At 68.2% G+C, this 13,837-nt stretch carries 14 protein-coding genes and 4 pseudogenes; 5 read left to right on the top strand and 13 right to left on the bottom strand.

Annotation, left to right across the window (positions count from 1 at the left end):
- Positions 1-15: 15 nt before the first annotated feature.
- The gene (locus tag ABN273_RS35845; protein WP_349453538.1) at positions 16-1,263 is read left to right on the top strand and encodes an alginate lyase family protein; all 1,248 of its coding nucleotides are present in this window, start codon (positions 16-18) and stop codon (positions 1,261-1,263) included.
- 300 nt (positions 1,264-1,563) lie between these two features.
- Here ABN273_RS35845 and ABN273_RS35840 read toward each other — a convergent pair whose 3' ends face one another.
- Positions 1,564-2,043, bottom strand: coding sequence for a nucleoside deaminase (locus tag ABN273_RS35840; protein ID WP_349453537.1), 480 nt, complete (start codon positions 2,041-2,043; stop codon positions 1,564-1,566).
- A gap of 142 nt (positions 2,044-2,185) precedes the next feature.
- Between ABN273_RS35840 and ABN273_RS35835 the strand changes: the two are divergent.
- Positions 2,186-2,395: pseudogene (locus ABN273_RS35835) on the top strand (Tn3 family transposase); the annotation flags it as partial.
- Positions 2,396-2,486: 91 nt separating this feature from the next.
- Here the strand turns inward: ABN273_RS35835 and ABN273_RS35830 are convergent.
- Entirely contained in the window at positions 2,487-3,425 is a 939-nt protein-coding gene (locus ABN273_RS35830; protein WP_349453536.1) for an aldo/keto reductase, read from the bottom strand.
- 97 nt (positions 3,426-3,522) lie between these two features.
- On the opposite strand from ABN273_RS35830, the gene ABN273_RS35825 reads away from it, so the two are divergent.
- A complete protein-coding gene (locus ABN273_RS35825; protein WP_349453535.1) occupies positions 3,523-4,188 on the top strand; it encodes a TetR/AcrR family transcriptional regulator in 666 nt (221 codons plus the stop codon).
- Positions 4,189-4,478: 290 nt separating this feature from the next.
- Positions 4,479-5,432 (top strand): helix-turn-helix domain-containing protein, encoded by a 954-nt coding sequence (locus tag ABN273_RS35820; protein WP_349453534.1) that lies wholly within the window; start codon positions 4,479-4,481, stop codon positions 5,430-5,432.
- Positions 5,433-5,478: 46 nt separating this feature from the next.
- On the opposite strand, the pseudogene ABN273_RS59760 reads toward ABN273_RS35820, so the two are convergent.
- From ABN273_RS59760 to ABN273_RS59750, 5 genes and pseudogenes are all read right to left on the bottom strand, one after another.
- A pseudogene (locus ABN273_RS59760) lies at positions 5,479-5,631 on the bottom strand (hypothetical protein); the annotation flags it as partial.
- A gap of 46 nt (positions 5,632-5,677) precedes the next feature.
- Positions 5,678-5,962, bottom strand: a pseudogene (locus tag ABN273_RS59755) (aquaporin); the annotation flags it as partial.
- 117 nt (positions 5,963-6,079) lie between these two features.
- Complete coding sequence (locus ABN273_RS35810) at positions 6,080-6,892, bottom strand: MBL fold metallo-hydrolase (RefSeq protein ID WP_349453533.1); 813 nt, start codon at positions 6,890-6,892, stop codon at positions 6,080-6,082.
- Between the two features lie 37 nt (positions 6,893-6,929).
- A complete protein-coding gene (locus ABN273_RS35805) occupies positions 6,930-7,580 on the bottom strand; it encodes a DsbA family protein (protein ID WP_349453532.1) in 651 nt (216 codons plus the stop codon).
- Positions 7,581-8,043: 463 nt separating this feature from the next.
- Entirely contained in the window at positions 8,044-8,409 is a 366-nt protein-coding gene (locus tag ABN273_RS59750) for a glycoside hydrolase N-terminal domain-containing protein (RefSeq protein WP_502911180.1), read from the bottom strand.
- A gap of 27 nt (positions 8,410-8,436) precedes the next feature.
- Between ABN273_RS59750 and ABN273_RS35800 the strand changes: the two genes are divergently transcribed.
- Positions 8,437-9,027, top strand: a complete 591-nt coding sequence (locus ABN273_RS35800) for a hypothetical protein (protein WP_349453531.1) — start codon at positions 8,437-8,439, stop codon at positions 9,025-9,027.
- Positions 9,028-9,216: 189 nt separating this feature from the next.
- Here the strand turns inward: ABN273_RS35800 and ABN273_RS35795 are convergent, their stop codons facing one another.
- The 6 genes and pseudogenes from ABN273_RS35795 to ABN273_RS35770 form a co-directional block, all read right to left on the bottom strand.
- Complete coding sequence (locus tag ABN273_RS35795) at positions 9,217-9,663, bottom strand: GNAT family N-acetyltransferase (protein ID WP_349453530.1); 447 nt, start codon at positions 9,661-9,663, stop codon at positions 9,217-9,219.
- A 524-nt stretch (positions 9,664-10,187) separates the two neighbouring features.
- Positions 10,188-10,406: pseudogene (locus ABN273_RS35790) on the bottom strand (DJ-1/PfpI family protein); the annotation flags it as partial.
- Between the two features lie 305 nt (positions 10,407-10,711).
- Complete coding sequence (locus ABN273_RS35785) at positions 10,712-11,293, bottom strand: hypothetical protein (protein WP_349453529.1); 582 nt, start codon at positions 11,291-11,293, stop codon at positions 10,712-10,714.
- The gene (locus tag ABN273_RS35780) at positions 11,290-11,910 is read right to left on the bottom strand and encodes a hypothetical protein (protein WP_349453528.1); all 621 of its coding nucleotides are present in this window, start codon (positions 11,908-11,910) and stop codon (positions 11,290-11,292) included. The genes ABN273_RS35785 and ABN273_RS35780 overlap by 4 nt, the downstream gene beginning before the upstream one ends.
- An 85-nt stretch (positions 11,911-11,995) precedes the next feature.
- Positions 11,996-13,033, bottom strand: a complete 1,038-nt coding sequence (locus tag ABN273_RS35775; RefSeq protein WP_349453527.1) for a COG1470 family protein — start codon at positions 13,031-13,033, stop codon at positions 11,996-11,998.
- A gap of 104 nt (positions 13,034-13,137) precedes the next feature.
- Positions 13,138-13,776: a hypothetical protein gene (locus ABN273_RS35770; protein ID WP_349453526.1), complete on the bottom strand. Its 639-nt coding sequence runs from the start codon at positions 13,774-13,776 to the stop codon at positions 13,138-13,140.
- Between the last annotated feature and the right edge of the window lie 61 nt (positions 13,777-13,837).

The following is a 13,837-nucleotide window of genomic DNA, read 5'->3' as shown; positions in this document are numbered from 1 at the left end:
AGGGAGTAATTCTGCATGTCCATGAATTTAGAAAGGACGAACCGTCGCGGCTTCCTGAAGACAGCAGGTGGACTCGCTGCCGCCGGCGCAGCGGGCGCGCTCGGGCTCACCTCGATCACCGGACGCGCGAGCGCCGCACCGGCCACGTTCACCCACCCCGGCGGCCTGCACAGCGCCGGTGACATCAACCGGGCGAAGGTCAAGGTAGCCGCGGGCGAGGATCCGTGGCTGTCTGGCTGGAACCGGCTCATCGCCAACTCGCACTCGCATCCCACGTGGACGCCCAGGCCGCAGGAGACGGTCTACCGCGGCGGCAGCGACCCGCAAAACTACACCATCCTCTACAACGACATCGCCGCGGCGTACCAGAATGCGCTGCGCTGGCACATCCAGGGCGTCAGCGCGCACGGCGACTGCGCCCGCGACATCCTCAACGCCTGGTCGGCCACGCTTACCAGTATCAAGGGAAACGCCGACCGGTTCCTGGCCGCCGGCATCTACGGCTGGCAGTTCGCCAACGTCGGTGAGCTGATGCGCGGCTACCCGGGCTTCCAGCTGGGCCGCTTCCAGGACATGATGGTGAACGTCTTCTACCCGATGAACGACGACTTCCTGTATGGCGGCGACGACGGTGTCAGCCACAACGGGGCTTGCATCACCAACTACTGGGCGAACTGGGACCTGTGCAACATGGCGTCCGTCATGGCCATCGGGATCCTGTGCGACGACGGCCCCATATTCGACCGGGCCGTGAACTACTTCTACAACGGACCCGGCAACGGGTCCATCCGTAAGGCGGTTCCCTTCGTCTACGACTCCCAGGGGCTCGCCCAATGGCAGGAGTCCGGTCGCGACCAGGGCCACACCGTCATGGGCATGGGCCAGATGGGCGCGATCTGCGAGATGGCCTGGAACCAGGGTGTCGACCTCTACGGCGCCGAGAGCAACCGGTTCATGAAGGCGGCGCAGTACGTCGCCAAGTACAACCTCGGCGAGAATGTGCCGTTCACGAAGTACACCTGGGGTAGTGGTACGAACTGCGCCTACAACGAGCACACCACCATCTCCTCCCACTCGCGTGGGCAACTCCGGCCGGTGTGGGCCATGATCGACGGCCACTACCGGCGGCGCCGCAACCTGTCCGTCCCGTACATCCAGCGCATGGCGCAGGCGGTCTACCCGGAGGGCGGCGGCGGTGACTACGGCTCCACCAGCGGCGGCTTCGACCAGCTCGGCTTCGGCACCTTGATGTACTCGAAGTGAGGCTGACGCCTTGGTGGTTCAGGGGCGCGGCCGTCTTCGGCAGCCGCGCCCCTGAACCACTGACAGAGCACCCATCGCTGGCAATCTACGCCGGGCCTCTCAGCGATGCAGCGCGCGGACCCTTGTTCCGCAAAGGCTTCACTGCGTCTCCGTCGTCGGCTCTGACATCGTCGTCGGCCACACGGCATTGGAGCCCACCTTGGACTCATTCTGTCTCCGCCCCGTCTAAATCAACTTCCGCTCCTAGATGGCTGGAGTTCCGTGGCGCCCGGGCGGGGTGCGGAGCGTTCCGCCCGTGATCTACGTCCAGAAATCCTTGTGGACTGCGGCGGCCACGTCGTGCAGGTGAGGGCCGGAGACTTCGACCTTGGGTGATCCGGCTGCGAACACCTGGCGGCTGGGGAGTTGGAGGATGAGCTCGCTGCTGCCTCCGGCCAGGACGGCCAGTTCGTCTTCGCCCAGGGCGTAGACGACGCGGGGGATCCGGCTCCAGTAGATGGCTCCGGAGCACATGGCGCAGGGCTCGGTACTGGTGTACAGGGTGGCCGTGGCGAGTTCGTCGACGGTCAGGGTGCGACACGCCTTGCTGACCAGGTTCAGTTCCGCGTGGTTGGTGATGTCGTTCTGTGTGACCACCGTGTTTTCCGCCTCGCACAGCACCTCGCCGGATGGGCCGGCCAGCAGGGCGCCGAAGGGGTGGTTGCCGTGGTCCCGGGACTGCTGGGCCAGGTCGATGGCGGCTCTGAGGAGTCGTTCGTCGCGCGGGGAGAGGGAGGGCAAGATGGTTCCTTTCCTGCCCTGCTGGTCCGGGGCGCGGGGATGTCAGAGGGCGAGCACTGGTCAGGGTAGCCGAGGTGCTGGCCACGCAGTTCGCAAATGGTCTGCCCGCGGCCGGGGCCGGGGGAGGCGTAGACCACGACGTCGAACCATGCACCTGCTTGCGCTGGTCGACCCGGTCGACGACACCTACCGGCGGCTGATGAACCGGCAGCTGACCGTGCAGGAGTCCCGCCACCGTCCAGCCCGCGCGATCTGCCATGGCGGCCGGGGCCAGATCCGCCAGGCGTACCGCGAGGGCCAGGAAGACCAGCTCGCCGCCCTCGGCCTGGTCGTCGTCTTGTGGAACACCCGCTGCGCGATGCATCAGCGCTTTCCTCTGTTGTCTGAGCAGTGCGCGGGCCGCAGCGGATCCCGAAGTGGCGTGGCGCTCGCTGATGCGGGCGTCACTCCCAGCGTCCGCCGACGCCGCCCATGGGGGCGATCTCGGCGATGCGGGCGAGGTCCTCGGCGGTCAGCGTGAGGTCTGCCGCGGCGACGTTCTCTGCGACGCGGTTGGGCTTGCGCGAGCCCGGGATGGGGACGATGTAGTCCTTCTTCGCGAGCAGCCAGGCCAGCGCCAGCTGCGACACCGTGGCGCCCTTGCTCTCGGCGAACTTGGTCAGCTCGTCGACGATGGCGACGTTCTTGTCGAAGTTCTCCGGCTTCCACCAGCCCACCCGCTGGCGGAAGTCGTCCGGGGTGTACTGGTCCCGGGGCTCGGCAGCGCCGGTGAGGAAGCCGCGTGCGATCGGCGAGTAGGCGACGAACCCGATGCCGAGCTCCTCCAGAACGGGGAACAACGGCTCGGCGCCAAGGTCGAAGATCGAGTACTCGTTCTGCAGTGCCGAGATCGGGTGCACCGCGTGGGCCCTGCGGATGGTGTCCTCGTCGGCGTTGGAGAGGCCGAGGTACTTGACCTTGCCGGCGTCGACGAACTCCTTCATCGCGCCGACCACGTCTTCGATGGGGACGTTCGGGTCGGGCTGGTGCTGGTAGAGCAGGTCGATCGTGTCGGTGTTCAGGTGGCGCAAGCTGTTGTCGACCACTTCGCGGATGTGCTCCGGCCGCGAGTCCGCACCGAAGGTCTCCGTGAAACCGAACTTCGTCGCGATCGTCACCTCGTCGCGGATCGGTGCCAGTGCATGGCCCAGTAGCTTCTCGCCTTCGCCCCACCCGTACAGCTCAGCGGTGTCGAAGTGGGTGACGCCGAGTTCGTGGGCGCGGCGGATCGCGGCGATCGACTCGGTGTCGTCCGAAGGGCCGAAGGCGATCACGGTGCCCATCGCGCCGTAGCCGATCGCCGACACGGTCAGGCCCTGGGTGCCCAGTGACCTTGTCTGCATGAGGTACTCCCTTACCAAACCAAACTGTTCGGTATTAGCGTACCGGCGGGAGTCGACTGAGGCAAACCAAACGGTTCGGTCAGGTAAATTGGGACTTATGAGCGCCTCGACCGGAGCAGACTCCACCCGCGACCGCATCGTCACCGCGGCCACGGCCGAATTCTCCCGGCACGGGATCGCAGGAGCACGAATCGAGCGCATCGCCAAGGCCGCGCGGACCAGCAAAGAACGCCTCTACGCTTACTTCCGCAGCAAGGAGGACTTGTACGAGGCCGTCACTGTCCAGGAATTGACGGCGATCGCCGAGGCCACCCGCCTGGACCCCACCGACCTCCCCGCTTACGCCGGACGCGTGCACGACTATTTCATCGCCTACCCCGAACGCCTCCGCCTCATGAACTGGGGCCGGCTCGAACTGGTCGACGGGCCCACTTCCAACCTGGACGACCCCCTGCACGCAAGCGTGCGTCGCAAGACCGAACAACTGCGCGACGCACAGAAGGCGGGCCACCTGGACCCGGCATGGGATCCCGCCGACATCCTGACGTTCGTCAGCCAACTCGCCCTGTCCTGGGCCAGCCAGACCGACCTCATGCCCGCCGATGAGAAGGATCGTGCGTCCTTCCTGGCCGCGCGCCGGGCAGCCATCGTCACAGCTGTGCAGCGCCTGTTCCCCGCTGCGACGGTCCAGTCGTCTAAGGCCACGCCTGGTCGCCCGAACAATGGGCGCGATGGTGGCTACACGTCGTCCGGCGCGCGATAGCAGCCGACTACCTCACGCACCACGGACGACCCGGCCCAACCGGCGATGGCCAGACCCGCCTTGTTCACGCCTCCTGCCATCGCGGCTACCTCGCTCGACGCGGCGATGACGGCGATCTGGGCGGCTCATCTGCCCGAGTGGGGCCATTCCCTGCTGACGGGGACCGGGGCCGCCGCGCGCGGCCCCTTTTTCTCATTCTTCGGTCAGTGGCACCGGCCGCAGACCGTACGGGCCGGACACCCCTCAAACTGAGAGGTGAACAGGCTTCATTCTGGACATGGTGGCAACTGGTGACGGTGAGAAAACGACACGACGGCCCGCGCGAGATCGCGGACATCGGCTTTGCTCCCGCGGTCGGCACACTGACAGGGGTTGAGATCATGTCTCTGGCGGAATTGCGGGAGCGGGCTGCCGTCCGCATGGGCAAGACCGGGCTGCGGGCACCGCAGCGTCCGACGTTCCACCACCTGATCACCCTCTCCAGCGGCTCCTTGTGGCACAAGGTGGATTTCACCGGCTACGCCCTCAAGCCCGGCGACTGGCTGTGGATCCGGCCCGGCCAGGTGCAGCAGTGGGGTGATACGCACGAGGCCGAGGGCACACTGATCCTCTTCCAGCGCGACTTCCTGGATCCGGGCACCGTGGCCGCAGCGCGCGTGGACGATCCGCACACCCCCGTACTCCAGGTTCCCGACACCGAGGACCGCCACGCGTTGGAGATGGCCGTGAACCATTTGGCGCTGGAGCTCCAGGCGCTGCGCGGCATTTCGCTGGAAGCCCACGTGGCGGTGCTGCGCCACCTGCTGGCGGTCCTGGTCCTGCGCCTTTCGCAGCGCACCGCGCCGGTCGGCAGCCCAGCCCCGGACCCTGGGGAGACCTTCGTCCACTTCCGTGACGCGGTCGAACGCGACTTCACTCGCACGCGCCGCCTGGAGGACTATGCCCGGGCTCTGGGCTACTCGCCCCGCACCCTCTCCCGGGCCACAATGGCAGGCGCAGGAGTGGGAGCGAAGGAATTCATCGACCGGCGGGTGATCCTGGAAGCCAAACGACTACTGGCGCACGGCGACCAGCCAGCCTCCCGTATCGCGGCGCAGCTCGGCTTCACCAGCGCTACGAATTTCAGCAAGTACTTCCATCAGCGCACCGGTCAGTCTCCCATCGCCTTCCGTGCGACCGTGCGAGGCCGCTCCTCGGAGAGTGGCCGGGACGATGTGCCCGGTACCGGGCGACCAGGGCGGTGATGGCCGCCCCTGTGAGCGGTGCCACCAGATAGAGCCACAGATGTGACCGATAGACGGGCTGGTCGGCCCACAGCGCGGGGCCGAACTGGCGGGCGGGATTGGCGGACCCGCCGGTAAGTGTGCCGAGGGTGACGATGACTACGGCGGTGACGGCGGGCAGGGCGATCGGGATCCAGCGCGTCCACGCAGGGCGGGACATCAGCAGCAGGGCGACGGCGAGGATCGCGGCGGGCCAGGCCGGTGCCGACCACGGAACCGGTGAGCTGGGCGGCGACGTACGGCAGCACACGGCGGCCGGGGAAGACGCCAGTCACCCACAGGGCGACGGTGACGGCCGGGTTGAGGTGGCCGCCGGAGTAGCGGCCCCACGGGGAGGACAGCGCCCACGCGAGCGCCGCCCCGACGATCACGGCCACAGCCGCGAGCTGCAGGTGCGGTTGCGGCAGGGCCTGGCTGAGCGGGGAGGCCATCACCCAGCGGACGGCGGTGACCAGGACGAACAGCACACCGCCGGTAAGGGCGAACTCCATGGCGGCTGTGGCCCGCGCGGTCGTGCCGCCCGGGGTCGCGGACCGTCCGGCGGCGCCGCCGCCGGACGCCGTGCCGGTGGCCCGCCGTGTAGGCACACGGGCGGAGATGGGCATCGGTCAGCCCCAGGTCATCTCGCCGGTGGCGACCTTGGTGCCCAGGTCCAGGGCCACCAGCAGACCCAGGTCCGGGTAGCGCTCGAGGATCGCGGCCTTGAGCGACTCGGAGTCGTTGCCGCTGTTGGCCAGCTCCTCCTCGAACTCGGCCAGGTAGGTGCGGGTGTAGGCGATCACGGAGGCGTCGGTGGCGGAGTCGGCGGAGCGGTGGCCGGCCACCACGAAGCGCGGGGCGAGCCGCTCCATCTCGGCAAGCGTCTCGGCCCAGGCGGTCCGCTCGCGCGGCGTAGGGGTGTCGGCGGTCCACACGTGCAGGCCGGCGAAGAGCAGAACCCCGCCCACGACCGCGCGGCTCTCGGGCTGCCACAGGTACTCGGTGCGCCAGACCAGGTCCGGGTGCCCGCCGCGGAGCTCGAAGTCGTGGCCCTCGATGCTGACGCGGTCCCCGTCCAGCACGCCGGGGATGATCACCTCGGTGGGCAGGTTCTTGCCCAGGTGCGCCCAGGTCTTGAGCTTGCCCTCCCAGCTGGCCTTGATCCGCTCCACGGTGGTGGCGGTGGCAACGATCCGCACGTCGGGGAACGCCTGGCGGATCACTTCCAGGCCGAAGTAGTAGTCGGGGTCGGAGGTGGTGACCACGACGGTGGTCAGCTCCTTGCCGCTGTCGATGATGTCCGCCAGGACCCGGTGCTGCTCAGCCAGCGTGAACTGGCCGTCGACCAGGAGCGCTTCGCGCTCGCCGGTGATCAGGACGGACGACTTGTGCAGGCCGGTGTCGCCGGCGGTGTGGACGGTGTACGTCAGGGTGGACGACATGACGATACTGCCTTTCAGAGTGCTGTGAGGGGTAGGTTCAGGCGGCCGTGGAGGCGGCCAGGTGCTGGTCAAGGGCGCGGGTGAGCGCGTCGGCCGAGGAGACCGGGCCGCCCAGGCGGTCGGTGCCCTGTGCCGTATGCAGCAGCAGCGTCGGGTAGCCGTCGACGCCCAGACGGCGCACCTCGAGGAAGTCGGCCTCCGCCTCGGCGGAGATGGCGGGCGAGGCGTACGCGGCTGCTACCGCGTCGGCGTCCAGGCCCAGCTCGGCGGCGAGGTCCCGGTAGACCGCGGCGTCGGAGAGACTGCGGCCGTCGACGTACCAGGCACGCTGCATCGCGGCCGCCACATCCAGGGCGTTCGCGCCCGGCTGGCTGCGCAGCGCGACCAGGCCCGTGGCAGCATCGGCGGAGTCCATCACGACCGTGCCGTCGGCCAGCGCGGCACGGTAGTCGTCGCCGAAAGTGACGCCGGTCAACTGGGCGATGCGCTCGTTGGCGCCCGGGATGTGCGGGTAGGCCGACGTCGGCAACGCGCGCGAGCCGGTGAACAGGCCGCCGGACAGCACCCGCAGCTCGATCCGGTTCGCGTTGGCGGCGGCGAACTCGTGCAGGGCCGGGCCGAAGCCGTAGCACCAGCCGCAGTAGGCGTCGAAGGCGTAGGTCAGTCGAATGCGTTCCACGGAGCTCATCGCTTATCGTCCTTTCCGGATTCCGTCACCCGGCTCCCTGCCTCGGTCGGGCTGACACGCTCAAAGCTATGGTCAGAATGCGGGCCCTCTCGGATACACAGACGACGCACTATGGTGAAAAACTGACAGTCTCGTGAGCTCCCCTCGCTGTGAGTCCCGTGTCCCGCCCGGGCTTTTTCGCCGTCACAGGACGGATTCGTACTCCCCGGTGGTCACCGCCGGGGAGCGCCGTCGACCGCGCCGAGTACGCCAGGAAGGTCTAAGCCTTTGCAGCGCCGCAAAGCGATCATCGCCACGGGATTCGCCGCTCTGGTCAAGGCGCCGCCGTGATGTGTGGGGGGTGAATGTCTCGGCCGAGAGGTGGCTGGCGACGCCGAACGAGGGGAAATCGGGGGCAGCTTTGGCCGAGCGGATGACGATCCATGATGTGGCCGCCCTCGCCGGGGCCTCTCGCCAGACCGTGTCAAGGGCGCCGCGACAGGTCCACCATGACCACGTCGGGCCGGTCGGCCAGGATGCGCCCCATATGGTCGAAGAGGTCCGCGACGGTCGCGCCCCGCAATTCGCCCTGCAGGCCGATCACTGGACACACGTCCGAGTGCCACATTCCGATTGTCGGTGCGTCCCTCTGGCCGCGGTTCTGACCTGTACTAACGCAATCGCGTGTACCGGGTGACAGCGGTCTCACCGACGCCCCGCGTAGCTCGGCAATGAGAACACCTGGCTTGCGATCCACTTCCGGCGCCGATCGCGGCCCACCGGACCACACCGTATCGAGGTTCAGATCGAACTCCTCGAACCCGGCGCCCCCGTAGACCGTCGCTCCCAGCGACCCGTTCCCGAGCAGGAACGTCTCGTGAAACTCCTTCGCCGGCCGGTCGAGCGTGATCGCCCGCCCATCCCCGACGTTGCGGGTGCCGAATATTCATACGCGCAGGTCATGGAGGTGATGCGCTCTCTTGAGCTCTCGTCGTGCGCCTCGCGTGCCAAGCTGGTGGACATGGAGACTAGGTCCGTGCGCAGGGTTCTGGCCGTGAAGCCGGATGGTCCGTGGCTGGTGCTCATCAACGGGACCACCTGGAATGTCGAGTCGCGAAATGCTGGGGTGGATACCAGCTTCGCCGTGTCGAGGCTGGCGCTCTTACCGCTGTTGGAGAGGCCTCGGGACGAGGTGGAGAGGCTTGCCGAGCAGGCGCTTGGTCCTGATGGCCCAGACATCGCTGAGGCCCTGCAAGCGGCCATCCAGTGCGGGCTTTCGGGACCGTCCGAGTATTGGATCTCACGAGCGCTGGCATGGGTGATCAATGATGAAGTCGGGCTCTTTGCCGGGCTGCTCAGGGAGATCGCTGTTGGCCGGTCCCGTTCCCAAGCCACACAGCACGCCGCGAAACGGCTCTTGAAGCAGAACGGTCATTGGCCAACCACCTGGCGCCCACCTCATAGCTAGTTTGGAAGATTTCGGCTCATGATCCCCTGACCTGCTCCAACCCTGGTCAGAGGCAGTGCGGCCCTGCCCGCGAGTCCCGCGATTCCCCCTTGATCACCGCCCCATCGGGCACGCAACGGGCACGCACGCCCACTGGCGACGGTTTTACAGCTCGTGACCGTTCTGGCGGGGAGATGGCCTTCCACCGCTTTAGAACGACAGCTTGAACCCGTCGTGACTGCGAACGAAGCCGAGGGAGCCGTAGAAGCGATGGGCCTCGGTGCGCCGCTTGTTGCTGGTGAGCTGCACCAGGGTGCATCCGCGGGCGCGTGCACGCTCGATTGCCCAGGTGAGCAGTTCGCGCCCAAGTCCTGCCCCACGTCGATCGGCACGCACTCGCACTGCCTCGATCAACGCCCGCTCTTGCCCGTGTCGTCCCAGGCCAGGAATGTACGTCAGTTGGAGACAGCCAAGGACCGTACCGTCTCCCTCGTCTAGAACGATCATCTCGTTTCGCTCATCCGTATCAACGGCCTTGAAGGCTTGCTCATATGCCTCGTCGACTTCGACGGTCCGGGGATCAACCACAGTGTCTTCATCAGCCAGGAGCGCGATGATCGCCGGCAGGTCCCGGCGCGTCGCAGTACGAAGTATCACGCCACAGAGCATGCCAGGCACCCGAGCACAGTCACGCGGCGGTCCCTCAATGGCCGACGCGTTGTCTGTTGAGGAGGTCTTTGGCTGGTAGGCCGCCCGGGGCCGAACCCGGAACCTTCGGATTAAAAGATCCAGTTCCGTCCGTTCCGGATCGTTCAATGCAGGTCAGGAGGTGTGGGTGGTCCATCCTGAACGGCTGTGAACGGCCTCGTGTTGCAACTCAAACTGCAACCCTGGCCGCACGCTGTGAGCACGTCCGCCACGGTGCCCAGTGGTCCAGGGCTGAGGAACGAAGTCCTGGACCGTCGATCGCCCCCAGCCACCTTCGTCGGCCGGCCAACAGCAGGCGATCGTAAGGGCAGCATATGTACGACCCCATGTGGCCCGGCCGGTGTGGTGGCTTGGGCCGTGGCTGTCGGATACCTCCAACCGCTTCACGTGGCAACGCTACGCCAAGCCCCCACATGGCCATGGCCTGGACGGGTGTAATGATCGCAGGCGCAGTGTCGGCACGACCGAACCACCTACAACGACACGTTCGCGCCTTCCAGCACGCGCATGAAGGCACGCGACCATTCAGGCAGGTCTGGCCAGCCACGGCAGGAGACCATCGCGCCGTCCACCACGTCGGGATCGGTGCGGATGTACTCCGGCGCGCGGCCGCCCGGGATCACCAGCGCCTGATAGTCCTCAGGGCGCACGTCGGCGAATGCGAGATCCACCGGCAGCTGATGGCCAGGCCTCTCGGTGTAGGCGTCCCACTCGGGCCATGACTCACTCCTGTTCTCCCACGGTGGATCTTAATCCGCATGGGGCAGAAATGGCAGACCCCACCGGAAGCCTCACCCGCGGACCGCTGTGTACGCCGAGCACCCCCCGGACTACGCGCACGCTGCGGTGCGCTCGGCGCTCGAGCCCGGCCCTACGTCGAGATCCTGGCCGCGCCAGGGGGCCGGAACGAGGTTGCTCAGCCCACCTCTCCAGCCCCGGCGAGGTACTGGTCGGTTGCGCCCTTCTGCTGTATTCGCCAATCCCCGGCCGGCCGAATTCAGCGCCGGATGCCCATGCGGTGCCGCCAGGCAAGGGCGATCCAGGCCGCGAGGGCGACGAGCGCCACCATGACGATGATGCCCATCTTGAGGGGAGTCCCCATCGCACCTTGGTCGTCCATCACGGTCGCCGGCGCGGCGGCCTTGTTCCGCGCGGGCGCCGTCGCCCGGCCCGTTGCGGGGGCGGTCGCCGCCACGGGTGAGGCGGCGATAACGCCCGCCTTCACCTTCACCGTCGCTTTCGCCTTGGAGGGCTCGGTCGCGGTCACGGTGACCCGCCACTCGCCGCTCGGCAGCGGCTCGGCGGAGTGGTAGAGGTTCTGGCCCTCGGGTGCCGACCTCAGCGGCACCGGCCCCAAGGAACGGCCGTCTGCCGAGGTCGCCGTCAGCGTGGCCTCGACGATCTCCGTTACGGGATGGCCGTCCTTTTTGTACGTGACCAGCACGTTGACGTTGTCGGCGCCGTCTCCCGTCACCTCCAGCTTGATCGGCCCGCCGTGGGCGGAGGCCGCCGGTGCGCCGAGCACCAGCGTGAGCCCGGCCAGCAGGACGGTGAGAACGTATGCCGGTGCCTTGTTCACGAGTCGTGACTCCCCTCGGGTTCGGTGTCGGGGGTGAGCGCCCCTTCGCCGGGTGATGTCGGTAGGAACACATGCTGGTGGCCGTAGCCCGCGTCGATGTTCACAGCGTCGAGAGCGGTGGCTCCGATCGACCAGGTGAAGAGCGCGTCGGCGCGTTGCCGTACGGCCAGGTCCATGGCGGCGGCGCGGGCCGGTCCTGGCAGACCCCGCGCGGCCGCGTAGGTGTCGACAGTCGTGGCGAGTTGCCGTACGGCGGAGGCGAGACTCGACCGCGCCACGTTGGTGGCGGTCTCACCGGACGGCGGGTCGGCGAAGCCTTGGACGGCCGCGGCGGCCGCCTGCTGCCAGGTCTCGACGTCGGCGGCGGTCACCGCGGCCGGCCCCGCGGTGGCGTCGGCCGGCATGGCCCGGCTCAGCCCGTCGAGCACGGGGAGGAGCCGGGCCCGCGTGCTGCGGGCCAGCTCCGTCAGGGTCTTGATCTGCGTTCTGTCGCGGAGGGCGGACTCGGCACGGAGACGGTCGGCCGTCTGCTCGGTCGAGTCCGGCCGGGTCAGCGCGAACACCACACCGCCGGCGACGATCGCGCCGAGCACGAACGCGACCGCGAGGGCGAGCACGCGGGCCCACGTCGCACCCTGTGCGGGGGCCGGTTGCCTGGGTCGGTTGATGGTCCCACCTCCTGAGGGCGGATGTCGATGGCGCTCACGCCTCCTGAGGCGTGCCTTTGCCGTGGAGCATGATCAGCTCCTCGATGCGCCTGCGGCGCCAGGCGGCGACCAGCCGGATGGCGAGGGGGGCGAGGACGAGGAGGACGAGGAGGGCGAGCTGCGGCCACGGCAGGGCCCAGACCGTGGTGTCGATGGCCGTCCGCTGGGCGGTGACGCCTGGGATCGGCTTGCCCGCGGGGGAGGGGATCGCCGTGACCGTCGTGCCGATGGGACCCAGCGGCCAGGCGCCGGGCACCCGTGCGACGAACGTGCGGCTGCCGCCCGGCATGAGCTCCCTGGCCTTGGCCGCGGACGGGTCACTCCAGGTGTTCTCGCCCACGAACGTGGACGTCAGGACCCGGTTGTCCGTGACCAGCCGGACGTTGCCGACGTTGGTCACGGTGTAGGTCACCTCGACGGATCCGGCGGCGAAGGGATTCCATGATCCCGTGTACTCGGCTCGCACGTCGGTTACTGCCACCTTGGCCACATAGTCGCCGGTGACGCGGATGTTCAGGCGGACGCCCACCCGGTTCTGGACCCGTACCTGGCCGGAGACGGTCTCCAGGGACGCGGTCACACCTGCGGGGTGATCGCCAGGCGTCGCGTTCTGGGGGATCGACACCGTCACCGGCACGACGGAGGTGGCGCCGGCGGCGATGGTCACCTTCTCGGGAACCGCTATCCAGGAGCCGCCGTCGGTCGGTTTCGCGTCCGAGGGCCGCATGTCGAAGTAGCCCTTGGCGGTCAGGTAGCCGTCGTTGGCGTCGATGGCGAAGTCGACCGGCTGAGTGGAGCGGTTGATGACCGCCACATGCTCGACCACCTGCTGTCCGCCGGCGAGTTCGAGGTCGATGGCGCTGCGGCCGTCAGGACCGTCGGCGTTGGCCGGAACGACCGACCAGGTGGTGTCGGCGTCTGACGGGGCCGCGAACGCGACCGTGGTGACCAGGACGGCGACCAGCAGGGCAACGCCGACAGCGGGTAGGACGGCGAGGTGGGCGAGGGCGCCTCGCGAACGGCTTGTGGTCAACAGAGGTGTCTCCAGTCTCATCGTGGTCGTCCGGGACCTGTGCCTGTGCCTGGCCGGCACAGGTCCCGGATGCCCATAGCGGGCGATGGCGTCCTGCCTCCGGTTCAGGACTGGTTGAAGAGGGAAAGCGTCAGAGTTGAGTGGTACTCGCCGGCGGCGACGTCGGCGGCAGTGCGCAGCGCGAGGTCGGCGTTGACCTGCCAGGTGCCGATCTCGTCGGCGGAGTTCGCCGTCGACACCAGCAGCTCCTGCCCCTGCAGGCCGACGGTGGGTGCTCCTGAGCCGTCTGAGATGACGCTGGAGACGGGCTCACCGGCCTCCACCGCCCCGGAGGAGGAGTCGCTCAGCAGGCGCGGCCGCCAGCCCAGGTACTGCGGGCCGATGGGCGGCGCCGAACCGCTCGTCGCGGTGAACTCGCCGGCCTGGCCGACGACCGCCCAGAAGTCACCGGCGGGGATGTCTTCGGGACGGCGGGTGTCGGTCACCGTGACCGTCGGCAGGGTGCCGACGAACTGGCGGGCGGCGGCGTTGGAGCCGTTCTCCTGCAGGGCCACTCCGCCGTTGTCGGCGACGGTCATGGACACCTGGCCGGGAGTGGTGTTGGGTTCGATTGTCACCGACACGTCGATGCCGTTGTCGGGGTCGTCGTCCGCCGCCGCGGGACCGGCCCCGCCGACGCCGGCGGCGAGCGCGACACCGAGCATCGCCGCGGCGAGTATCTGCGTAGTCCTGTTCATTTTCATGTGTTCGCTCCATTGAGGGGGCGGGGCCGGCCGGCTGCTCGGCCGGCCGGTCCCGGTTCTG

This window comes from Nonomuraea sp. B19D2 (genome assembly GCF_040137845.1).
GTDB lineage: Bacteria > Actinomycetota > Actinomycetes > Streptosporangiales > Streptosporangiaceae > Nonomuraea.
The sequence above is the reverse complement of the archived record's forward strand: the minus strand, read 5'-3'. Positions and strand labels throughout refer to the sequence as shown.